The following is a 21,788-nucleotide window of genomic DNA, read 5'->3' as shown; positions in this document are numbered from 1 at the left end:
AGAAAAACTCGACCTCCTCAGGTCGAGTTTTTTAGCGTTTTCACCATCGTTACATGGGGAATTCCAGCATCAAGAAATGGCTCTGAGACAACTTCGTAGCCAAGCTTTGTATAAAACCGAGCAGCGTGGGTCTGGGCGTTTAGTTTGCAAGAGGAGTGACTCCTGGACGCAGCCGCTTCAATCGCTTCCATGAGTGCTCGTCCCGCCCCTTGATGGCGCGCGGTAGCGAGGACACAGACGCGCTCAATTTTTCCATAGCCCTCAAGAGAGCGGATCCTTCCCGCGCCAATCGGCACTTCCCCCTCATAAAGCACTAGATGAGTTGCCGTCGCGTCAAAAGCGTCCTGCTCGAGGGAGAGAGGTACCTCTTGCTCCTCTACAAAAACGTGTTGACGGACAGAAAACGCATCCTTCCGCTCTTTTTCATTGGAGACCACGACAGCGTGCATGTTCAGCTCTCTCCTTTAAGCAGGAACGTTTCATATACGGTCCACGACCCATTCTCTAGCTGGTACAAAAGGTGCATTCGATCAATCGTTTCGCTATGTGCAACGTCACTCATCTTTAGCTGTCCGACAACATCCGCGTGCTCATCCTGCGTCAACTTTTGGGCGATCGTTAAGTGAGGGATAAACGCCCGGTGTTCCCGTTCAGTGGGGAATGGCTCCCTATGAAGAGCCTCATATAGCGACACTAATGCCTCGTTTTCACGAATTTTATAGAAAATGGTCGTTGATAACGGGTAAAAAGAATCAATCTTGTAAACGTCAATGGGCACCGGTGTGTGGTCGCTTGCTACTTGACGAATCGCTTGTACGATACGCGGCAATGCGTCATCACTTACTTCAAACTTTTCTTTCAAAGTAATATGTGGTTCGATCGTTGCGTAATGTGCATCATATCGGCGTCTGTAGCCGTTCGCCTCATCCTGCATTGCTTTTGAAGGAAATAATACGATTCCGTAGTTCATAAAAAGGCCTCCTTTTCGTTTTACGCGTACGGCAGCACGGTCTTAAGCGCTCGTGGCAAATCCTTTTGCCAATGCGTCCATGTATGGTTTCCCTCAAACTCGTGGTAGGTGTATGAGAAATGAGTCTCTTCCAATAATGCTCTTAGCTCCCGGTTCGGAGTTAGGAAGTCTTCTTTGCTTCCGTCCGTGGTCTTGACGACGGTTTCTTCTGTGCCAATGACATGGTAGATCGTCAATGAATCGTTTTTATTGTACGATTGAACGGCGCTCTTCACCGTTTCATTGACATACGGCGAATGCATGATCACTTGACCAAACAAGCTTGGGTATTCCAGTGCTGTTTGCAAGGAAACCGTAGCTGCAAGGGAGTCCCCGGCAAGTGTGCGTCCGTTACTGAGTGGTTCCGTCGGTAATTCCTTCTCCAGAAAAGGGAGAAGTTCACAAGCGAGGAATCGTCGGTAATCGCTTGCGTGCTCGCTATCTGGATGATACCACGTTTTGCGCGTCTGGACGTCAGGATAAGGAACGCCAACAATGATAGACTCTCGCATTTCCATCTCTTCTATGAGTGCTTCTGCTTGGCGCGGGATGCGCCCGAGTTGAAAATAATCGCTTCCGTCCTGACAAACAAGGAGGCTATAGCTCTTTAAAGGCGTATAGTTTGCCGGTTTGTAGACCGAAAGTTTGATCGTGTCTTTTAAATAAGAGCTTTCAATTGTAAGCTCAGAAAGAGTTCCTTCTAGTCCAGCCATTTCCAACGTCCTTTCTATACAAACTGCCTATTTTCTCTATTTTATCACATCCATGTTTCCTCTCCCACCTTCGTTTGTTCTTCAAGTGAGGAGCAAATGAAAACTACTGTCAAAAAGAGGATGAGAGTAGTCTCGGCTTGTGATAAAATAAAGGCAGAAGGGAAGTCTAACTACTGTTGTGGGACAGGCATGAGAAAAGGCTGGCCGAATGTGGAGGAAATGGAAGAGCATCGCAGAGATCGACGGGCGTAAGCTTCTTCTACATGTAAGCCGACGTCGAAAGAATGGATGCTTGCCTAAAACAGAGAATAAGGATGAAATGGAACCGCTTCAACAGTATAGTCGGCAGGAGGGATGATTTGAGATCGAAAGGCCTTTGGCTGGCAGCACAATGTTCGGCTTTAAGAAAACAGGATTCAAATTCAAAAAAGAAAGGAAGAGTAGGCTGGCCCCTCTCATGACGGAAGTCACGAGTCTCTGCTAGCTCATATTAAAATGAAAAAGAGGTATAAGCCCCATTGGGTATACTATAAGGAAGTATTTCGTTCGAAATTTCAAGCAGGCTGCCTAAAGGCGAAGCTTGAGGACAACTGGCAACATGGCTATGAAATTGGGCCACTCGTTGAAGTGAAAAAGTTGCGAACGGACAAGTATGTGGTTCGCTATACGTACGATGAGGTACTCTAGCGGCGGTGCTTTCGGAACGCCGCTAAGGATTCTCTTAGAAATTCAAGTTCTTCATCGGACATCGTTTCTTCGTAGAGGAAAGGTTGCTTGTTCTTGGGGGCCCGGCCAATTAAATAATCGGTACTTACATGAAAATAGTCTGCCAGTTGTTTTAAACTACTTAAGTCGGGCATTCGGTTGCCCGTTTCATAACCAGAAATGGTGGAGGGGGACATGTTGAGGGCCTCCCCAAGCTCTTTCATCGTCAGTCCACGTTGAATGCGACATTCTTTTAACCGGGTAGCAAACATAACCGCTGCTCATCCTTTCTTAGAAAAGCGTTCATGCGGTTATTATACTTTTCATTTTGTAAAATTTCGCTCAAATACGCAAAAAGAATTGCTATTTACGCAATATGCGTAGTAAAATGAATAATAGAACGTCAGTACGCCCAACATAAGGAGGAGTAACCATGAATGAAATTCGAATCTTACGACAGCAACACGGGTACAGCCTAGAGGCAGCAGCCAAGCAAGTGGGAATTTCAACGGGGTATATGTCACAGATTGAGTCTGGAAAACGGCATGTGAGCTCAGATTTGGCAGAGAAAATCGCCACGCTATATGATACGAAGCGTGAGGAATTGTTCACTGCCACCCGCTATAAACTTAGCAACTTAGGTTAATGTCAAACGTCGGCTATTTCTCAGGACTGCGGGATTTGTTCATGTTAACGACGATGATGATCATTAGTCGCCAACAGGGATGAAGGTGAGATACAGCGAAAGCGAAAAAACATCCATGAATGCAACCTCCTTATGTTTGATTCTTCTATCTTGACTCCCGTTAACTGAATGGAAAAACACTAAGGGGTGTCCCACCTTTGGTCAACCCCTTAGTGCCATAAACATGACAAACGGTTACGAAGTAGATGATGCTTTAAGCTCACCGTGAAACCCTTATAAACACGAAACAACCAAGACATTGAAGTTTTTCTTTTCGTCTTGCCTGAAATAAATCTAAAGTAATGGGTTTATATAACCGTAAAAAATATATTTCGGGTATAAAAATACTGAATTTTTACCATTTTAAATCTTACCTTCACTATGTATCATGAAGGGAAGACTGGGACAAGCGTCTACATGCTGCAGTCTAATAACGATTGAAAGGGGAAAGGTTGGGTGAAAAAAACGTTAAAGAGTGTTTTTGTTGTTGGTTCACTAGCGGCTTTGATGTTCAGTGCGCCTATTGCTTATGCCTGTAACCTTGGACCTGAAGAACATGCCAAAGGTTTATCAAAACCTGTAGAGGCTGGTCCAGCTAATTTTGGCGGAGTAGCAAAAATGGAAGTGAAACCGAATAATGGACAAATTGCTGAACTGGAAGAAAAGGCGGCCGTTGAATTGGAAGAAGTTAAAGGAGTTCCTGTAACGACCGCTGATGTGTATGCTTATAAAGATTACGCCTACTTGGGAACTCACGTAGGAGCCCGATCTAATGAAGGGGTACGGGTGTTTGACATGAGTGACCCCGAAAACCCTGAAGAAGTGGCTGTATTTGCCAATGACATCCCTGGTACCTGGCAAGAGAAAGTGATTGTAAAGAGTGTCGATACACCTCATTTCCAGGGAGATCTGGCTGTAGTCAGCGTTCAAAAGTACACGCAGGATGAAACAAAACAAAGCGGGACGGTTCTATATGATGTTACCAACCCTGAAGAGCCGCAAAAACTGGGATACTACGCACTGCCTGAAGAAGTTGCTACCGGTACACATGAATTGTATCTAACAACCCAGGGAAATCGTGCACTATTACTTACAGCAAACATTTACGCGGATTACTATACGGAGGGAGACTTTCATGACTTCTCCATCGTCGATGTCAGCGATCCCACCAATCCTGAGGAATTGTACAACTGGGATCCCCGTGAGTTAATCGATGCTGAAGACTTCAATGGTCTAAATTATACGGATGATGAAGGGGCTAACAGAACCGCTTTTGCCCACAGTGTGATTACTGATCCATCAGGGAAATACGCCTACATCTCTTATTGGGACCTTGGCACAGTTATCATGGATATCAGTGATCCCGAAAATCCTGAGGTTGTAGGGAACACAAGTTATGAGCGTCACGTGCAAGGAGCAGCGCACTCCGCCGCACTCGCACGAGGGGGAAACATCTTAATTGAGACACGCGAAGTATTCAATCCCGATCCGGCCGATGAGGAATTTGAACGCGGTTGGGGATATACACGCATCTATGACATTAAGGATAAAAGCAATCCGAAACTAATCAGTGATTTCAAAACGGAAAATTCAGCGGAACAAATTGATCCTGATGAGCGTTTGCCAGGCACTTACACAGTTCACGACCCGAAAGTAAGAGGCAACACGTTGTATCTGTCTCATTACTCGGACGGTATTCGCATGGTAGATATCACCAACCCTCATCATCCGAAGGAAATGGCGTCCTATGTTCCTGAATCTGCCAACGTTTGGGGGGTGTTTTTGCACAAAAATTACATCCTTGGTTCTGATATGGGGCAAGGCTTGAAAGTGGTAGAGGCAAAAAGAGGGGGAGGCCCACCAAGTGGGGTGAAACCACCAGGCAGAGGTGGTCCACCGGATTGGGTTAATCCTCCTGGAAACAATGCTAACACAGCTAATTTGGATTAATGTAACGTTTTAAATGGCATGGCTGACAACTTGCCGTAATGCTATATATGAAAACCATCGCCTGTGGCAGACTAATAACAAACAGCAGGCGATGGCTTTTTTGAGGTTGATCTTCTGTAGGACTTCCCAATGTATAATGAATCGGTTGGGTTGCCCTAGTCTTCTAGGGCGACACCACTTCTCTTTTGTGGGATTCGAGTCTCTCCCCTGAGTTTATTTTGGTGAGATCATTTCCTTTGGTATGACATACTCGTCAAATTGCTCTTCCGTTAGCAGCCCGAATTCAATTGCTGCTTCCTTTAGCGTCGTATTCTCCGCATGAGCCTTCTTCGCAATCGTTGCCGCATTCTCATAGCCGATATGCGGGTTCAGTGCCGTCACAAGCATCAAGGACTCGTTCAAGCTTTGCGTCATTTTTTCTTCATCTGCTTCCAGCCCAATCAAGCATTTGTCGTGGAAGTTGTTCAGCCCGTCCGCAAGCAAGCGCATTGATTGAAGCACATTATAAACGATCACCGGCTTAAACACGTTGAGTTGAAAATGTCCTTGCGTTGCTGCGAACCCGACCGTGGCGTCATTGCCTAGCACCTGAGCAGCCACCATAGTCAGCGCCTCGCTTTGCGTAGGGTTAACCTTGCCCGGCATAATCGAGCTTCCTGGCTCGTTGGCAGGAATCAGGACTTCTCCAATTCCACAGCGCGGACCGCTTGCGAGTAGGCGAATGTCGTTCGCGATTTTAAAGGCATCAGCAGCCAGTCCTTTGAGAGCGCCATGAAAATGGACAAGCTCATCATGACTTGTCAGGCCATGGAAGTGGTTCTTCGACGCTTTAAACGTCGCACCGGTTTGTTCGGAAAGTTGCTTGGACACTTCTTCGCTGAAGCCGATCGGAGCGTTGAGGCCTGTCCCGACAGCTGTGCCGCCGATGGTGAGCGCTCGAACATGCTCAAGCGATTCGCTGATCATCGTCTCACACGTAGCGAGCATATGCTTCCAACCACTAATCTCTTGACCGAATGTCAGAGGAGTAGCGTCTTGTAGATGTGTGCGCCCAATTTTCACGACGTCTTGGAATGCGTTTTCTTTCTCCTCAAGCGTTCCTTTAAAACGACGAATCGCTGGCAAAAGTTCCTTTTCAGCGTAAACGACCGTCGCTACGTGCATTGCCGTAGGGAAGGTGTCGTTTGAGCTTTGAGAATGATTGACGTCATCATTTGGGTGGATAGTGAGGTCGCTGCCTTGTTCTTTTAAGTAAGCCGTCCCTAGATAAGCAAGCACTTCATTCATGTTCATATTCGATTGTGTCCCGCTCCCCGTTTGCCAAACCACAAGAGGGAAGTGGTCATCAATTTCGCCACTAGTCACGCGATCGGCGGCATGTGAAATCGCCTCGACCTTTTTCTTGTCAAGTCCTTTCAAAGAACCGTTGACAACCGCTGCTGCTTTTTTCAGCTGAGCAAAGGCATGTACGACTTCTACTGGAATCTTTTCAGTCCCAATTTTAAAGTTCTCAAGGCTACGCTGTGTTTGCGCTCCCCAATAGCGATCCGCTGGAACTTCAATTTCACCAATCGTATCTCGCTCTGTACGCGTTTCCATTTTCATCATCCTTTTAAAGCAAAATAGTATCCTTTTTAATCATACCAGATTCCTCGGAAAGCTCAATTGAAAAATGTTGAAAGAACACGGTTTTCTTAGGGGAATGTCGAAATCAATGGCGACGAGTCTCGGGTGTGCACGAGAAGGCATGGATGTGCGTGAGAAGCCCGCGGATGCGGGGGAGAGGGGGGCGGATGTACGTAAGAAGGGCTCGGATATGCGTGAGAGGGATGTGCGTGAAAAAAGTGCGGATGTGTGTGAAGGACTCGGAACGGTTGAACGAGAATTTAGCATGAACCAAAATCAATAAAAGAAACACTTGAGGCATCATGCCTCAAGTGTTCAGTCATTAGTCAAACAGCTTCTCGTAAACCTCATACCCTTCCTCTGCAAGCTTCTCTTTCGGGATAAACTTCAGGGCTGCGGAGTTGATGCAGTAGCGCAGGCCATCTGGGCCCGGGCCGTCTGGGAAGACGTGGCCGAGGTGGGAGTCGGCTTCTTTGCTGCGAACCTCCGTGCGGACCATGAAGTGGCTGCGGTCTTCTTTTTCCAGCACTTCTTCGTCGACGATTGGTTTCGTGAAGCTCGGCCAGCCGCACCCGGCGTCGTATTGGTCCGTAGAAGAAAAAAGCGGCTTTCCGGAGACGACATCGACGTAAATGCCTTCCTCGGTATTGTCATAGTACTCATTTTTAAAAGGAGGTTCGGTTCCGTTTTCTTGTGTGACATGATACTGCATGGACGTGAGCTTTTTTTTGAGGGCGTCTTTGTTTTCAGCCATTTAGATCGACTCCTTCCAGTGGTTTTGTATAAAGGCTTCTCGGCCAGATCCTTTTCGGTACATCGTATAGTGGAACGGGTTCTTTTGATAATAATCTTGATGGTAGTCCTCTGCCGGATAAAAGGGAGCTGCCGGCAAAATGAGGGTGACGATGGGTTTGTCAAAGCGATTGCTTTCTTCCAATTTTTGCTTGCTGGCTTCGGCCTCTTTACGCTGTTCTTCGTCGTGGTAGAAAATGGCTGTGCGATACGAGTCGCCTCGATCGTGAAACTGCCCGCCGGGATCGGTAGGGTCAATCTGCTGCCAGAATGTTTCTAGCAGCTTGCTATAAGGAAAGACGGAAGGATCGTACGTAATTTGAACGGCTTCAAAATGGCCGGTGGTTTCGCTACACACTTCTTTGTACGTGGGGTTCTCGGTGTGGCCGCCCGTGTAGCCGGAAACCACGGATTCAATCCCGTCATAGGAGTCAAATGGCTTGACCATACACCAAAAACATCCGCCTGCGAACGTAGCCAACTTGTGTGTCGCCATACTCTCACCCTTTCTAAGATGCGTATTTCTAGTATAACATGCCCGCACGTGGGAGTTCCTATCATCTGCTTAATGCCGTGCTTTCGTTCTGTGAAGAGCTGTGCTACGATGTGTGATGGTGCGAAAGCACCGGGTGGGTGAGGGCTAGTTTGAAAGTGTGAAAAAAGTGGAACATATAAAACAGTATTTCCGACTTCAGAATCACGGAACTTCTGTGAAACAGGAAGTCACCTCTGGAGTGATTGCGTTTTTAACAGCGGTGTATATTGTCGCTGTCAATAGTGCGATTTTGGCGGATGCCGGCCTTCCTCTTGAAGGGGCGATCATGGCCACCATTATAACGTCGTTTGTAGGCTGTCTCATCATGGCGTTTCATGCCAATGCACCGATAATCCTCATGCCGGCGATGGGGTTAAACGCGATGTTCACGTTTACCTTTGTGCACGGAGCGGGGATGCACTGGCAGGAGGCGCTCGCGGTCGTCTTCATTGCGGGGTTTCTCTTTACGGTGGTGTCGTTCACAAAGCTTGCCGATCTGCTGAATCGCGCGATCCCGGATGTGATGAAGCATGCGGTTACGGCGGGAATTGGATTTTTTCTTGCCTTTATTGGTCTAGAAAAGGGAGGGTTAATTGAAGCGAATCCAGATACGTTTGTACAGCTGTCTACGCTTTCGGAACCGCTCCCCTTCGCTTCGCTACTTACGTTTGCGTTGGCGATCTGGCTGTATGTTCGCAACGTCCCAGGTCACTTTCTTTGGGCGATCGTTTGTGGCGTCTTTATTGGAAACATTCTTGGAGTAGGGACGGCGCAAGAAACGGTGAACCTGTCCTTTAGCGGGTACGGGGACGTGTTCTGGCAAATGGCGTTTACCAATGTCTGGACAGTTGCCTTTTGGACCTCTGTGTTTGCGATGACTATGGTGCTTACCTTTGAAAATATTGGACTGATTTCCGGTTATGTGACGGATTTGAAGCGGCATGAGAAAATGAAACGGGCGCTTCAAGCAAGTGCTGCTTCAGCGATGAGCTCCGGCTTGTTTGGTACGAGTCCGACGATCGCCACTGCGGAAACGGCCGCAGGAATTTCAGCTGGAGGCAGAACGGGGCTGTCTTCACTAACGACGGGGGTCTTGTTTGCTTTAACAATCTTTGCGTTGCCGCTTGTCTCTCAGATTCCCGACAGTGCGATTGCACCGGTGCTTTTGATCGTAGGTGGAATGATGGTGAGGTCCTTGGGAAATATCTCCTTTGAGTCCATCCTCAGCTGGTTTCCTGCTTACCTCACCGTGGCGTTGATTCCGCTGACACACTCGATTGCCGACGGGATTGCGTTTGGTTTTGTCGCCTATCCCCTTCTTCACATTTTTGCCGGCAAGAAAAAAGAAGTTGCTGCAGCGATGTACATGATTGGGTTCCTGTTTTTGATCCACCTTTTGCTGACGGCGTTTGGGTTCTAAGCGAAAGAGAATACACTGTAGAGAGGATAGAACGACTCTTTTTTGCATAGTATAGGGTTGACAGGGAAGTCACGGAGCTGAATAATGTTTGATAATGAACGGGAAAAGAAGCTGGCTTATTCACCTGTTTGTCTCTTCGAATCGTTATCTTTAAGAATACGCACTCTCCTAAGTGATATGGAAAGAAGGGCAACTCTGTCTTTTAATAGGAGCGCGAAGGATGCGGAAAAGACAGAAGCAATCTATGAAAGAAACGACAAAAAACAAAGCGTTGAATCCCGTCCTTGTTATTTCTGCGACGTTCATGGGGCTATTCGTCCTCTGGGGAGCAGTCTCCCCAGACACGCTAGGAACTGCCTCTGGCTCGGCTCTAAATTGGATTACCGAGCGGTTTGGTTGGTTTTACATGCTTCTTTTGAGCTTTTTTGTGTTATTTGGCTTTATTTTAATTCTCTCCCCTTTTGGCAGGTTGAAGCTTGGGAAGAAAGAGGATGAGCCAGAGTTTTCCTACATATCTTGGATTGGGATGCTATTTGCTGCTGGTATTGGCGTTGGTTTTGTTTTCTTTGGTGTGGCAGAACCGGTGTTGAACTATTTAAACCCTCCTCCAGAATACACGGCCGAGACGCGAGACGCGGCAGAAGCCGGCCTTCGCTATGCTGTCTACCACTGGGGATTACACGCGTGGGGCGTGTTTTCAGTGGTGGGTCTGACGCTTGCGTATGTGATGTATCGAAAAAACCGCCCGGCGCTCATTAGCTCCGCGTTTTATCCGTTGCTTGGGAACCAGGTAAATGGCTGGGCAGGGCGAGGCATTGACATCTTAGCGGTTATTGCGACTTGTGCCGGTGTCGCCACGACATTTGGGCTAAGTGCAATGCAAATCTCAGGGGGGCTTTCCTATATTAGTCCTATCCCAAACAACATTTGGACCCAGCTTGTTATTATTGCTGTTGTAGGGGTGCTGTTTATCTTATCAGCACTTGTTGGGATCGAGAAGGGAATTAAACGGCTGACAAACCTCAATCTCACCCTTGCCTTGATTCTTATGATGTTTGTGTTATTTTTTGGACCGACGCTTTATGTGTTAAATAGCATCGTGCACACACTGGGTGGGTATGTCTCAAACTTTGTATCGATGGCGACGGGGACAGAAACGTTTAATAACGGAGACTGGTTAGCAGGGAACACGATTTTCTTTTGGGCTTGGCATATGTCGTGGTCCCCTTTTGTGGGCATGTTTATTGCGCGCATTTCCAAAGGGAGAACGGTGCGGGAATTTATGGCTGGGGTCTTGCTTGTGCCCACAGCGCTCGCATTGATTTGGTTTTCGATCTTCGGGGGAACCGCCTTGAACTTTGAGTTGGAACAAGGCATTTCTTCGATTACCAATGTGGCCCAAACGAATGAGGAAGTCGCGTTGTTTGCGATGCTCGGCCATTTGCCAATGACAACGATTATGAGCATACTCGGTCTTATTGTGATTTTTATCTTTTTCATCACCTCAGCCGATTCGGCAACATTCGTGCTTGGAACAATGACGGACTTTGGGAATGACAATCCGGCATTTAAGCTCAAGGTGTTGTGGGGGGCGCTGATTGCAGGTACGGCAGGAGTCTTGCTGTTAAGTAGTGGGAGCGGGGGACTAGATGCCTTGCAAACAGCAGCGATTACAGCGGCTCTCCCCTTTTCATTTATTCTCTTGTTCATGGTCCTATCCGTCTTTATCATGATGTCGCGCGATTTTCAGTTTGAGCGCAGGAAGCGGAATACACGTCGTATTAGCTCTATTAAAGAAGAAATACGTGAAGACATGTATGCCGAGTTAAAAGACGAAGTCTCTGAAGAAATTAAAGGAGACCTTCGCGGGAATACCTATGAAGAGTTCAAAGATGAGATTCGTGAAAATGTCTACGATGAGTTTAAAGAAGAGCTTCGTGATGAAATCTACGAAGAAGTCCGAAGTGAGCTGCAAGAGGATGGTTACGAAAAGGTAAGCGATTCTAAGAAAGATGAAGAGGATCGCAAAGACCGTAAGTAACGGAGGGAGATCCTGCACTGAGGTGTGGGGTCTCCTTTATTTACCCCTCCAGCGGATCGAAGCTCGAGTATTTCGTCCTGACATCGTAAAATCTATGAAAACCTTGCAGAATCTCAAAAATTGTTAAAATAAAGCGTTGGATGTTTTCCTCAAGGCTCAGAGGGTATTCCATAGAGTAAGAAAGATCCTAATCTTAAGAAGGAGGCGTTTCACATGAAAAAGAAACTGCTGTATTCAACGATGGCTGGTATGATGAGTGTAGGTGTTCTCGCGGCATGTGGCGGAGAAGGCGAGATGGATGAACCGGGTGAGCCAACAGCGCCGACGGAAGAGGACGGCGGAATGGACGATGAAATGTATGACGATGAAATGGACGATGGTGAAATGGATGACGACGGCGACATGTAACGTCAAAAAAACGAACGACACTAGTCGTTCGTTTTTTTTGTCTAGCTCCGGCGGGTAGAAGCGTCGAGATTTTTCAGTCCTGGCCCGAAATCCAAAACCGGGATTTCTAGTCCAGGCCTTCCAAAATTCGCGCTTCTGTTCAACCCGTCTTTGCTTTTCGGTATTGTCTAGCTCCGGCGGGTAGAAGCTCGAGATTTTTCAGTCCTGACAACGAAATCTAAAATCGGATTTCTTTTGTCAGGCCTTCCAAAATCCTCGCTTCTGACCAACCCGCCTGCGCTTTTCGGTTTGTCTAGCTCCGGCGCCCACTCGCTCGAGGTTTCTTCACGCCGCCAGTTCAAGTCAAGTTCGGACTTGATCTGCCGTCGCTCCAGAACTTGTCGCTCGTGAGCAGGGCGCCTCTGCTTTTCGGTTGTTTGCGTTCATGCTATACTTAGGAAAACTATGGAGAATTGGAAAACAATGCGAATGCCATTTAAAATTGGATATCGAACATTAAAAACAGCGGTAGGGGCTACGATCGCTATTGCAGTAGCTGAGTGGATGGGGCTGGAGTTCGCTAGCTCTGCTGCTATCATTGCCATTCTCTGCATTTCTGTGACACGCAAAAACTCAATGCGTGTTTCCTGGGCTCGATTTGTGGCCTGTATGGTCGGGTTAGTGCTTAGCGCGATTATTTTTGAGATCTTTGGGTACCATCCGCTTTCGCTCGGCTTATTCATTCTCTGTTTTATTCCTGCAGTTCTTCCCCTTGGTGCCAAAGAGGGGATTGTGACGAGTTCTGTGATTGTCCTTCATTTATACGTGGTAGGAGGCGTTTCCGTCCATTTTTTCCTGAACGAACTGCAACTGATCTTGATTGGTATTGGGACGGCCCTCTTGATGAACTTGTATATGCCATCGGTAGAAAGGGATTTGCGCCAGTATCGAAAGGACATTGAGGAAAAAATGCAAGTCATTCTCAGGGAGCTCTCTGTTTTTATTCGAAACGGGGAAAGCGACTGGAGCGGCGAGGAAATTCCGGAGCTGGATGATCAGTTGAAGAGAGGCAAAGCCCTTGCGTTGCGATCGTTGAACAACCATTTGCTGCGCGAAGAAGACCACTACTATCATTACTTTCACATGCGTGAAAAACAGCTTGAGATCATTGAGCGGCTGATGCCTTATTTGGCTCGAATGAGTAAGGCGGTGACGCAAAGCAAGTCGGTGGCTGATTTCTTAGAGGAGCTTTCGACCGCTGTAAGTCCAACGAATTCTGTCCCGTATTTTTTGCTTAGGCTCGAGGAAATGCGTGAAGAATTCAGGCAGATGCCTCTTCCTACAACAAGAACGGAATTTGAAGTGCGCTCTTCGCTTTATTACATGATGCATGAATTTGAGCAATACCTCCATGTCAAGGAACGGTTGTGGGCAAACAAAAAGGATAAGACGCGGCAAACAAGCGAAAGCTAGACGTATCATTATAAAAGGAGAGCCTATAGGATGCGTCTTTCACTTTTGCTTACGGTTTTGCTCATGCTCACTACCTCGTATCCCCTTCCTGATGAGTTTCAGATGGACGAAGCAACGATTATTGTCAATGTGAAAACCAACCAACTGGCATTGATTGAGTCGGGACATATCGCTGAAGTGCACCCGGTGGCGACAGGGAAAAAGGGGGATGAGACGCCGGATGGTTTATTTACGGTGGTGGTGAAGGCTGAACAACCGTATTATAGAAAGAAGGACATCGCCGGCGGGGATCCTAAGAACCCACTGGGGACAAGGTGGATTGGGTTTGATGCCAACGGAACCGACGGGCGAACATTTGGGTTGCATGGCACAAATCGGCCCGGCTCGATCGGCTATTCGGCTTCTGCCGGCTGCATCAGGTTAGCGAACGCAACCGTGGAGCGTTTATACGACCGTGTTGATATAGGCTCCAAAGTACTGGTGGTTAATAGTGAGAAGTCATTTAAGACGCTAGGTCTGGAAGCGGGCTTTTTGGAGGAACACTCTCTGGGCGAGGAGTGAGCGCCACTCCGGAACTAGAAAAACCAGGCTGACGACACGTCAACCTGGTTTGTTTCTCGGAAAGTCCTTTTAAAGCCCGCTACCTAAGCCAACAAAGCCCATCATGATTCCACTAAGAACAATTGTTCCAATCATGATATAGACAATCACACGCTGCATTTTGCGCGGCATGCATACCCCTCCCCGCTCCTGAGTACTTCTTCTTAGTAGTTTACATAAAAATGAACCGCAGGACAAGGGGGGTCATTCGGGGAATTCTGACAGTTATTGGAGGGAACGAATTGAAATTGGATCATATTGCGTTTGCCTCTCCCTGTTTAAAGACCACTACCGCAAAGTATGAACAACGGTTTCAAGCACAAGCGACAGAGATGTTTGTGTTGCGAGATCATGGCATTCGTGCAACATTTCTTCAAGCTTCTCGCTGTTCGATTGAGCTGATTGAACCGCTGCCGTCGAACAAAGCGCTGTGGCGGTTTTTGCAGAAGTATGGAGAGGGGCTGCATCACCTCGCTTATGCCACGAAGAACTTGAAGCAAACAATGGCCGCTTTGAGCAAGCAAGGGCTCAGGTTTACAACAGACGAGGCTGTTTTAGGTAGTCACGGACGCGCCGTTGCCTTTATCCATCCTTCGTTCTCAGGAGGAGTGCTCATCGAACTTTGTGAAAGTGAAAGCAGCGACTAACGTGATTTCATCCGTTTTTTGAGATAGAATAAGTGGATGAAGAATGGAGTGATAATAGTGAATAGGCAACGATTAATCGATGAATTTGTTGAACTTGTAAAGATCGACTCGGAGACAGGGTTTGAGTCTGAAATTGCCGCCGTTCTCAAAGAGAAGTTCACAAGCCTTGGCCTTGACGTCTATGAAGACCGAGCCGCAGAGGCGACCGGACACGGGGCCGGCAACTTGATTTGCACATGGAAAGGAACAAAGGAGAGGGCAGACGCGATTTATTTTACCTCGCATATGGATACAGTCGTTCCAGGCAAAGCGGTAGAGCCGCAGTTGGATGAAACGTATATTTCATCGGATGGACGGACGATCCTTGGCGCAGATGACAAAGCGGGGATTGCTGCTATGCTTGAAGCGATTCGAACGATTAATGAAGAGAAACGTGAGCATGGCACGGTTCAGTTTATCATCACAGTCGGAGAAGAATCAGGTCTTGTAGGCGCAAAGCAGCTGGAGCGCGAGCGCATCGTCGCCGATTATGGCTATGCGCTGGACAGTGACGGTTCCGTGGGCGCCATGATTGTGGCAGCCCCTGCTCAGGCAAAGCTGAAAGCGAAGGTCTATGGGAAAACGGCACATGCTGGTGTTGAACCTGAAAAAGGAATATCAGCGATTTCCGTTGCTTCCAAAGCCGTCTCGAAAATGCCGCTTGGACGCATTGATTCCGAAACAACGGCGAATATCGGTCGCTTTGAAGGTGGGACACAAACCAACATTGTTTGTGATTATGTGGAAATTACGGCAGAGGCTCGGTCTCTCGAACGGGACAAGCTCACAAAGCAAGTGGAAGCGATGAAAAAAGGATTTGAGTCGGCAGCAGCGGAAATGAAGACAAGTTGCGAGGTAGACGTCGACTTGGTCTATTCGGGCTATAAGGAAAGCGAGCAAGCAAAAGTCGTGCAGACAGCGATACACGCTTTTCACGCGCTTGGTTTAAAGACGTCACTAAGTGCAAGTGGCGGGGGCAGCGATGCAAATATTATCGCTGGGCTTGGCATCCCGACGATCAATTTGGCGATTGGGTACGAGCAGATCCATACGACCAACGAGCGGATCGCCATCGCTGAACTGGAAAAAGCAGCGCAAGCGATTGTGGCGATTGTGGATCAGGCATCGCAAGTGGGAAACTGACGGTAGAAGATGTTGCTGGGCTCTCATCACTCACCACGCGCGGCTTATAGCCGCGCGTGGTTGGCTGGCAGACGCTATTTTTGGCTGAATTCCATACTTTCTAAAATTAATTCTTCGGGCACGCCCGTTCGGACAGATATTTCTGGGATCGTTGGAGCTCTTTGGTGTTCGCGGTGATACGCGTATAGACACATGATTACTTGCTCCATACAAGATTGATAGACAGTGTGTGAGTTGGATAAATGCGAATCATTAATCACGGTCAACACCTCCATAAACGAATCAATGTAACATACTCTCATAATACCCGAACATTAGGCAAGTTTCAAACGAATCTTGAAAAATGAGAAAGCATCAGGTCAAGGAGGAGAAGAGCCGTGGACGTAGATCGTATGAGACAGAGCGGGAACCCTGTGATGGTGACGAAGGCAAAGGCGATAGCGCCGCAAGCATCATCAACGTTCCGAGAGGCGATGAATCACTCCTTACAGCTCACAAAGCGAGAGGAGCAAAAGGCAAACCTGTCCGCATTAGAAGAACAGGGAAAGCGTCTAGCGAGCAAACGCACCGCGGCGGACTTGCATGCGTTTAAACAAATGGTGAAGCGCTGCATGGACGAAGCGGTGACGCTCGGACTGAAGCTTGATGATAAGGCGGGAAGCTTCAGAGATGGACGATATAAGCCATACACGCTGATTCAAACGGTGGATAAAGAGCTATTATCCTTAACCGAGAACGTGTTTGACGAGCAAAAAAGCGAGCTTGAGCTTCTCGAACAGATAGGGGAGTTAAAAGGAATGCTCGTTCAACTGTATTTGTAAGGGGGGAGACGATTGGATACATTTGTGTTTTCATATGAAACGAGAATTCAGGCATCTATGAAGCAAGTGTGGGATTTCTTTTCAGATCCGACAAATTTGGAGGCGGTGCAATCTTTTCCGAAGGTCTCCGTTCAAGTGAAAGAGGAAGAGGAAGTCAACGTTCGTATTCACCTCCTGCTTTTCCGCATTCAATGGAGTTCAGTGATTACAGACGTGCGAGCGCCTTACTTCTTTACGGATGAAGCAAAAAAACCTCCGTTTCCCTTTTCCTACTGGAAGCATACGCATCGTTTTCGCAGGGAGGGAGAAGAGATCGTCCTCACAGATGAAATTGCATTTCGTTCTAAGCTGCCTGCTCGTTTGATAGAACGTGGCTTGAAAACCATGTTTAAAGCGAGAAAAACTCAAATTCAAAGGCTCTTTGATGACGAAAAGTAGACAGGCCAGAAGATGGTTGATCTTTGTGGCCTGTACTCACTTCTCTAGTGTTGATGAAGGTGTTTGCTGATGAGGGCAAGGATGGACCTACGCGTTAAAATGCCGTTGAAGGCTTGCTCATGGTCGACAACGCATAGAAATGGATGATTGATGGAGAGTGAGAGCGCTTTGGAGAATGTGGCGTCTGGCGAAATGCAAGGGGCATTGACATCCATGGCTTCGGCTACTTTTTTTTCAGACAGGCGATCAAGCTCAAAATTCTCCACGCCAAGGAGAGAGTCAAGGATGAGTGACTTGCTGATGGTCCCAGCAAGCTTAAAGGAAGAATCTAGAACAGGAATTGCTGTGTAGCCGGATTTAATAAGGACGAGTAGGGCATGCTCAAGCGGGTTGTTCAGCTGGACATGTGCGACTTTGTCAGATGGAATAATCAAATTGGCAATGTCATCGTCAGATATGGAGCGATTTTTCAACGTATCGAACAAAGGAATCACTTCTTTTTTGAGTATTTTCATGCGGCCGAATCAGTCTATGCCTCTTTATCCTACTAGGTGTTGAAAGCGTCTGTCAAGAAAGCCATAGAGGAGTTCAAGTTATATCAGGAAGACTATCGGTTCATACTACGGGTAAAGGAGGGTGTGCTCATGCATACAAAACAAACGGTTAGATACATCTGTGAGTTCTATCCAAGTGGCCGCTCTTACTATTATAAGCAGGAGTACATCACCCACGACAGCTGGCAGAACCTCGATTCTGTTGCTTGGTCAGCCCCACGACCGATTCGCAAGAAAACGTTTTTAAAAAGAGAGAAGGAAGGCTACACCACAGAATATAGACACCACGAGCAACCGCCGGCAGTCATCCTTCCCTTTAGACGAAGGCTAGAGGCGTAGATCAGGAATCGCTTGCTTCTTTTGACCATTCCCCTCTAAACTATAGAGGGAGTAAGAGGGGGGAAATGGGATGAAACGATGGGCAAAAGGAACCGTTCTCGCGGCTATGTTGTTCATGCTTGCTGCGTGTAATATGGTTACATACGAGTACGAAGAGGAAATGGAAGTCTCCGCGGAGGGCATAGACGAGCTGAGGGTAAAGCATGACCAAGGCCGTGTGACGATCACGGGGAGCGATGAGGTCACCTCTGTGCAGGCGAGGGCCACGTCGAGTGCCACGGCGAAGGATGAAGAAGAAGCGGTTCGCTACGGTGAGGAACAGATGGTTTTCGACATGGAGCAAGAAGGCGACCAAATTGTCGTTATATCTGAGGTTCGTCAAGGGCAAGAGGCGAGAAAAGGCAGAATAGATGTAGAAATCGTTATGCCTGCTTCACTCGCGGTTGATGTGGAGCATCGCTCGGGTCGATTGACGATTGAAGATGTCGATGGGGGCGTCACGCTTTATCACGGCTCGGGAGACACAGAGGTAGCCAACCTGAATGGAGCCCTTTCTTTTACAGATGGAGGGTCAGGAATGGCGACGATTCAGCAGATCGAAGGGACGCTTGACGTTCACAAAACGAGTGGCTCGCTTTCGTTGCGTGAGTCCGGAGGTGCTGCAACGCTTGTGATGGGAGAGGCGGATATCGCCATAGAGCAATACGACGGGTCAGCCTCCGTGCAAAACGTGAGTGGGGCTGTGAACCTGCTGGATATTAACGGAGACGTCAAACTCAAAACACAGTCAGAGGAGGTCGCGGTGGAGAACGTGACGGGCGACGTCGATCGTTCCTAAACCGACTGAAGGGCTGTCTCATATGGGACAGCCCCTTTTTCTCTAAAAGATTATTCCTCCATATCCTCCTGTAGCAGCTTGAGCGTGTTTTCTACATCGATTTCTCCAAAGCCATAGTAAGGATCATGGCCCTCTAGGCCAAGCTCCGAAGAGGTGGCACAAATCAAATTGAGCACATCCTCATTGGAAAGCTCTGGTTCAAGCGAGCGAACGAGGGCTGCCAGTCCGGCCGCATGAGGAGAGGCCATCGATGTGCCGGAGAGGATCACATACTGGTTGTCCAAGTAAGAGCTAGGAATGTGCTCCCCTGGTGCAGAGACGTCAATATGAATGCCGAAGTTTGAAAAGAAGGCGCGGTTTCGCATATCGTCAACCGCAGCAACCGTCAAGACTTCTGGATAGACTGCTGGAAACATTGGATCGCTGACGTTGTCATTGCCAGAAGCGGTGATGAGGATCACGTCATGATCGTGTGCATAGACAATGGCATCGTAGAGCGCTTCCGAGTGATAATAATCACCGAGGCTCATGTTAATAACATCTGCCCCGTGGTCGACAGCCCAGTAAATGCCTCTTGCCACAGAGAAGGAAGATCCTTCCCCTTTATCGTCTAAGACTTTGATCGGCATAATTTTGCTTGCCCACGAAACACCAGCAATGCCTTCTACATTGTTTGTCATCGCTGCGGCAATGCCTGCAACATGCGTGCCGTGACCGTTCTCGTCCTGGAAGTCATCAGAATCATCAATAGCATTATAGCCATCGACAATCTTGTCGGCAAGATCTTTATGAGCAGGATCGACGCCAGTGTCTACAATGGCGATCGTTGTGTCTTCGCCATCCGCAAGATTCCAGCCTGGTTCGATTTCCATCTGTTCAAGATTCCATTGGTGGTCATAGAACTCGTCATTGGGCGCCACCTCCTCATTGTCCGTGATGAGTTGGTTATGAAAGTGGTAATTGGGTTCAGCGAGAAGCACGCGTTCATCTTCAGAAAGGGCGTCTGCGAGTGCCTCGGCTTCCAGATTATGGCTCGCCACAACAAAGTAAGGCTTGTTAGTTGACAGGAGAGTCAGTCCTGCATGGTCAGCGAGCAAGGCGCCAATCTTCTCAGGTTCTTGCAGCTTCACAACCGCTTGATGATTTTTAAAGGCTGGACCCGGGGGTTGTTCCTCGGACTGAACGAAGATGTCCCATCCAAGCCCCGGAACGGTCTCCCTTTCAATCGCTTCAGGCAAATCAGACGTTGTCTCCCAATTAATGTGTGGCTGCTCTCCCGAGACAAAGAAGGTTCCACCGCTATCGGAAATCGCAGCCATCTCAGTCACATAGGATTGAACAAAGCTTAAATCAATTTCCCCAACGACCATCTTGCCATCGTCCATTGACTCCGCCATTAAAAGCATTTGCTTATCGTTTTTCTCGTACGGGTTGGAAAAAAGGCTTTGTTCATGCTGGTTGACAAGGAAGCTTCGGTCTACCTTTGTAATTGACCCTGCCTTTTGTATCATCTCATCCCCGTCCATAAGCGCAAATCCGGTAATATGTGGGTGCTCCTCAAGTTCACTTGCGAATTCCTCGGTCAAATTCCCATCATGGTCCTCGCCCCAAGCTTTAAGCTGTTCGGAAAGAGTGGATATAAACAACGTCGTCGTTCTTGCCAAATCCTCGGCCACGAGCTTGTCCTTCGCTTGAAGGGAAAGTGGTTCTGGATGATGATGCAAAGAAGTGGTGGGTCCCTCATCTGGCGCGGATGTCTCCTTAGGGAGGACGGTAAGGACCAAACCGATAAGAAGCACTGGAATAAGAATAGCGAGTACTCGTTTGCTCATTTTGTTCATGATGTACGTTCCCTCCGTTCGAGTGTCTCAATATCGTTAGTGTGGCTTATTAGAGGAAAAACTCATGCAAAAAAATGAGAATTGAGGGAAGAAGATTTTGGAACAGCGATCGAGGTTCTGACGCGAGCGAATCCGGCGAAACGAGGAGCAGAGGCGTAACCCGAACGGGAATATAACACACAAAAAGGCCGATTTGTTGTTACAAATAGGTCCGTGCCTTTTCTACTTGCGCATATTAAACGCTGCATTAAGCTGCCCTCTAAGCATCCGATTTCGCACTTCTTCTTTTTTCATTGCTTTTTGTTCCATTTTGCGAATTTCAAATGTCTGCATGCCATCTTCCATTTTGTTGGCAATATCAACGAGGCGTTCAACATCTAAAAACGAATACTTACGTGTGCCTCCCTTAGAACGGTCTGGAAAGAGGAGCTTTCGTTCTTCATAATAGCGTATTTTTCTCTCTGACAACCCGGTGAGTTCACTGACGACTCCGATTGTAATCACTTTTTTGTCTTTGTAAGACACTCCACTCCACCTCATTGCCTTGTAGGTTTATGTAACAATATATCACATGATTTTAAAGTGCGTACATGAAGATGTGAGATAATCTTACTTTCTTTTCGGAACAGGAACGAAAATTAAGGGTTGCCGACTGCAGAGCTTGCCTTATACACTAAAGAGAAGGTCATCTGGACGAACATGGAAGGAAGCGAATAAAAAATGAAACAAAGCTGGATCGCATTGATTGTTGTCGTGCTTATTATTAGCACTGGATTTATTATTCAAGTGGAAGACGAGGCAGATGCTGAGGAACGAGTCATTATTGATTTTACGCTAAACGCATACAGCGCGCCGTCTTGTTTTGACGATGCAGGTTTTACGAACAATGTTTCAGAGACAAGTCTTGGAACCGCACATGATTCAGGATTCGAAGCAGAATCCGTCTGTACCACCGAGGCTTTTGCACCTGAACAAAAGCCATTGTGGTTGGCGCTGTTCTCATAACTCAACTTTTGGAGTTTAAAAACATTGTTGACCCTCTCGTCTGGTCCGGATTATCACTGCTTGTTCGGATTTCTCCGACAGGGTCAGCGACCTTAACTCCTTTCATATGGCTGTCTCCGGTGGGTAGAAGTTCGGAATTTTATCATTTTCCGACAGAAGACTCCCTCTTCAATCGTGTTAAGGGCAA

The 21,788-nt window shown here is 47.6% G+C and carries 27 protein-coding genes; 16 read left to right on the top strand and 11 right to left on the bottom strand.

Going from position 1 to position 21,788, the window contains the following annotated elements; all coding sequences use genetic code 11:
* Positions 1-17: 17 nt before the first annotated feature.
* Genes AVZ68_RS00130 through AVZ68_RS00120 form a run of 3 tightly spaced genes read right to left on the bottom strand, consistent with a single transcriptional unit; the run spans position 18 to position 1,722 of the window.
* Entirely contained in the window at positions 18-449 is a 432-nt protein-coding gene (locus AVZ68_RS00130) for a GNAT family N-acetyltransferase (protein ID WP_059102528.1), read from the bottom strand.
* 2 nt (positions 450-451) lie between these two features.
* On the bottom strand, positions 452-970 hold the full coding sequence (locus AVZ68_RS00125; protein WP_059102527.1) for a YjcG family protein: 519 nt from the start codon (positions 968-970) through the stop codon (positions 452-454).
* A gap of 20 nt (positions 971-990) precedes the next feature.
* Positions 991-1,722 (bottom strand): alpha/beta hydrolase, encoded by a 732-nt coding sequence (locus AVZ68_RS00120; protein ID WP_059102526.1) that lies wholly within the window; start codon positions 1,720-1,722, stop codon positions 991-993.
* A gap of 495 nt (positions 1,723-2,217) precedes the next feature.
* Here AVZ68_RS00120 and AVZ68_RS00115 point away from each other — a divergent pair, with 495 nt between their 5' ends.
* A complete protein-coding gene (locus AVZ68_RS00115; protein ID WP_059102525.1) occupies positions 2,218-2,409 on the top strand; it encodes a hypothetical protein in 192 nt (63 codons plus the stop codon).
* Here the strand turns inward: AVZ68_RS00115 and AVZ68_RS00110 are convergent.
* Complete coding sequence (locus AVZ68_RS00110; protein ID WP_059102524.1) at positions 2,406-2,699, bottom strand: helix-turn-helix domain-containing protein; 294 nt, start codon at positions 2,697-2,699, stop codon at positions 2,406-2,408. The genes AVZ68_RS00115 and AVZ68_RS00110 overlap by 4 nt on opposite strands.
* A gap of 161 nt (positions 2,700-2,860) precedes the next feature.
* On the opposite strand from AVZ68_RS00110, the gene AVZ68_RS00105 reads away from it, so the two are divergent.
* Entirely contained in the window at positions 2,861-3,073 is a 213-nt protein-coding gene (locus AVZ68_RS00105; RefSeq protein WP_059102523.1) for a helix-turn-helix transcriptional regulator, read from the top strand.
* Between the two features lie 495 nt (positions 3,074-3,568).
* Positions 3,569-5,062, top strand: a complete 1,494-nt coding sequence (locus tag AVZ68_RS00100; RefSeq protein ID WP_245628025.1) for an LVIVD repeat-containing protein — start codon at positions 3,569-3,571, stop codon at positions 5,060-5,062.
* A 213-nt stretch (positions 5,063-5,275) separates the two neighbouring features.
* Here the strand turns inward: AVZ68_RS00100 and fumC are convergent, their stop codons facing one another.
* Entirely contained in the window at positions 5,276-6,661 is a 1,386-nt protein-coding gene (fumC, locus tag AVZ68_RS00095) for a class II fumarate hydratase (protein ID WP_059102522.1), read from the bottom strand.
* Positions 6,662-6,764: 103 nt separating this feature from the next.
* On the opposite strand from fumC, the gene AVZ68_RS00090 reads away from it, so the two are divergent.
* Complete coding sequence (locus AVZ68_RS00090; RefSeq protein WP_157404536.1) at positions 6,765-6,971, top strand: hypothetical protein; 207 nt, start codon at positions 6,765-6,767, stop codon at positions 6,969-6,971.
* 39 nt (positions 6,972-7,010) lie between these two features.
* On the opposite strand, the gene msrB is transcribed toward AVZ68_RS00090, so the two are convergent.
* Complete coding sequence (gene msrB / locus AVZ68_RS00085) at positions 7,011-7,442, bottom strand: peptide-methionine (R)-S-oxide reductase MsrB (RefSeq protein WP_059102520.1); 432 nt, start codon at positions 7,440-7,442, stop codon at positions 7,011-7,013.
* Positions 7,443-7,976, bottom strand: a complete 534-nt coding sequence (gene msrA / locus AVZ68_RS00080) for a peptide-methionine (S)-S-oxide reductase MsrA (protein WP_059102519.1) — start codon at positions 7,974-7,976, stop codon at positions 7,443-7,445.
* Between the two features lie 166 nt (positions 7,977-8,142).
* Between msrA and AVZ68_RS00075 the strand changes: the two genes are divergently transcribed.
* The 5 genes from AVZ68_RS00075 (at position 8,143) to AVZ68_RS00055 (ending at position 13,897) form a co-directional block, all read left to right on the top strand.
* Positions 8,143-9,435: an NCS2 family permease gene (locus AVZ68_RS00075; protein WP_437182663.1), complete on the top strand. Its 1,293-nt coding sequence runs from the start codon at positions 8,143-8,145 to the stop codon at positions 9,433-9,435.
* A gap of 220 nt (positions 9,436-9,655) precedes the next feature.
* Entirely contained in the window at positions 9,656-11,476 is a 1,821-nt protein-coding gene (locus tag AVZ68_RS00070) for a BCCT family transporter (protein WP_059102517.1), read from the top strand.
* Between the two features lie 213 nt (positions 11,477-11,689).
* A complete protein-coding gene (locus AVZ68_RS00065) occupies positions 11,690-11,884 on the top strand; it encodes a hypothetical protein (RefSeq protein WP_059102516.1) in 195 nt (64 codons plus the stop codon).
* Between the two features lie 468 nt (positions 11,885-12,352).
* Positions 12,353-13,336, top strand: a complete 984-nt coding sequence (locus AVZ68_RS00060; RefSeq protein WP_082676246.1) for an aromatic acid exporter family protein — start codon at positions 12,353-12,355, stop codon at positions 13,334-13,336.
* A 30-nt stretch (positions 13,337-13,366) separates the two neighbouring features.
* The gene (locus AVZ68_RS00055) at positions 13,367-13,897 is read left to right on the top strand and encodes a L,D-transpeptidase (RefSeq protein ID WP_059102514.1); all 531 of its coding nucleotides are present in this window, start codon (positions 13,367-13,369) and stop codon (positions 13,895-13,897) included.
* Between the two features lie 69 nt (positions 13,898-13,966).
* Here the strand turns inward: AVZ68_RS00055 and prli42 are convergent, their stop codons facing one another.
* Positions 13,967-14,068: a stressosome-associated protein Prli42 gene (prli42, locus tag AVZ68_RS20075; RefSeq protein WP_157404535.1), complete on the bottom strand. Its 102-nt coding sequence runs from the start codon at positions 14,066-14,068 to the stop codon at positions 13,967-13,969.
* A gap of 110 nt (positions 14,069-14,178) precedes the next feature.
* Between prli42 and AVZ68_RS00050 the strand changes: the two genes are divergently transcribed.
* The 4 genes from AVZ68_RS00050 (at position 14,179) to AVZ68_RS00035 (ending at position 17,024) form a co-directional block, all read left to right on the top strand.
* Positions 14,179-14,583 carry a VOC family protein gene (locus tag AVZ68_RS00050; RefSeq protein WP_059102513.1) on the top strand — a complete coding sequence of 135 codons (405 nt, stop codon included), beginning with the start codon at positions 14,179-14,181 and terminating at the stop codon, positions 14,581-14,583.
* Positions 14,584-14,637: 54 nt separating this feature from the next.
* Entirely contained in the window at positions 14,638-15,765 is a 1,128-nt protein-coding gene (locus tag AVZ68_RS00045; RefSeq protein ID WP_059102887.1) for a M20/M25/M40 family metallo-hydrolase, read from the top strand.
* A gap of 377 nt (positions 15,766-16,142) precedes the next feature.
* Positions 16,143-16,586: a YaaR family protein gene (locus AVZ68_RS00040; RefSeq protein ID WP_059102512.1), complete on the top strand. Its 444-nt coding sequence runs from the start codon at positions 16,143-16,145 to the stop codon at positions 16,584-16,586.
* Between the two features lie 12 nt (positions 16,587-16,598).
* Positions 16,599-17,024, top strand: coding sequence for an SRPBCC family protein (locus AVZ68_RS00035; RefSeq protein WP_059102511.1), 426 nt, complete (start codon positions 16,599-16,601; stop codon positions 17,022-17,024).
* A gap of 44 nt (positions 17,025-17,068) precedes the next feature.
* Here the strand turns inward: AVZ68_RS00035 and cbpB are convergent, their stop codons facing one another.
* Positions 17,069-17,539, bottom strand: a complete 471-nt coding sequence (cbpB, locus tag AVZ68_RS00030; RefSeq protein WP_059102510.1) for a cyclic-di-AMP-binding protein CbpB — start codon at positions 17,537-17,539, stop codon at positions 17,069-17,071.
* Positions 17,540-17,668: 129 nt separating this feature from the next.
* On the opposite strand from cbpB, the gene AVZ68_RS00025 reads away from it, so the two are divergent.
* Both AVZ68_RS00025 and AVZ68_RS00020 read left to right on the top strand, forming a co-directional pair.
* Entirely contained in the window at positions 17,669-17,917 is a 249-nt protein-coding gene (locus AVZ68_RS00025) for a hypothetical protein (RefSeq protein WP_059102509.1), read from the top strand.
* A gap of 70 nt (positions 17,918-17,987) precedes the next feature.
* Complete coding sequence (locus tag AVZ68_RS00020; protein WP_059102508.1) at positions 17,988-18,755, top strand: DUF4097 family beta strand repeat-containing protein; 768 nt, start codon at positions 17,988-17,990, stop codon at positions 18,753-18,755.
* Between the two features lie 50 nt (positions 18,756-18,805).
* On the opposite strand, the gene AVZ68_RS00015 is transcribed toward AVZ68_RS00020, so the two are convergent.
* Together AVZ68_RS00015 and AVZ68_RS00010 are read right to left on the bottom strand one after the other, a co-directional pair.
* On the bottom strand, positions 18,806-20,596 hold the full coding sequence (locus AVZ68_RS00015; RefSeq protein WP_059102507.1) for a S8 family peptidase: 1,791 nt from the start codon (positions 20,594-20,596) through the stop codon (positions 18,806-18,808).
* 222 nt (positions 20,597-20,818) lie between these two features.
* On the bottom strand, positions 20,819-21,121 hold the full coding sequence (locus AVZ68_RS00010; RefSeq protein WP_059102506.1) for a MerR family transcriptional regulator: 303 nt from the start codon (positions 21,119-21,121) through the stop codon (positions 20,819-20,821).
* Positions 21,122-21,316: 195 nt separating this feature from the next.
* Here AVZ68_RS00010 and AVZ68_RS00005 point away from each other — a divergent pair, with 195 nt between their 5' ends.
* Positions 21,317-21,601 carry a hypothetical protein gene (locus AVZ68_RS00005; RefSeq protein ID WP_059102505.1) on the top strand — a complete coding sequence of 95 codons (285 nt, stop codon included), beginning with the start codon at positions 21,317-21,319 and terminating at the stop codon, positions 21,599-21,601.
* The last annotated feature ends 187 nt before the right edge of the window (positions 21,602-21,788 follow it).

The organism is Shouchella shacheensis, assembly GCF_001484965.1.
Lineage (GTDB): Bacteria > Bacillota > Bacilli > Bacillales > Bacillaceae_D > Shouchella > Shouchella shacheensis.
Note: the sequence above shows the minus strand (reverse complement) of the source record. Positions and strands in the feature narration are given on the sequence as shown.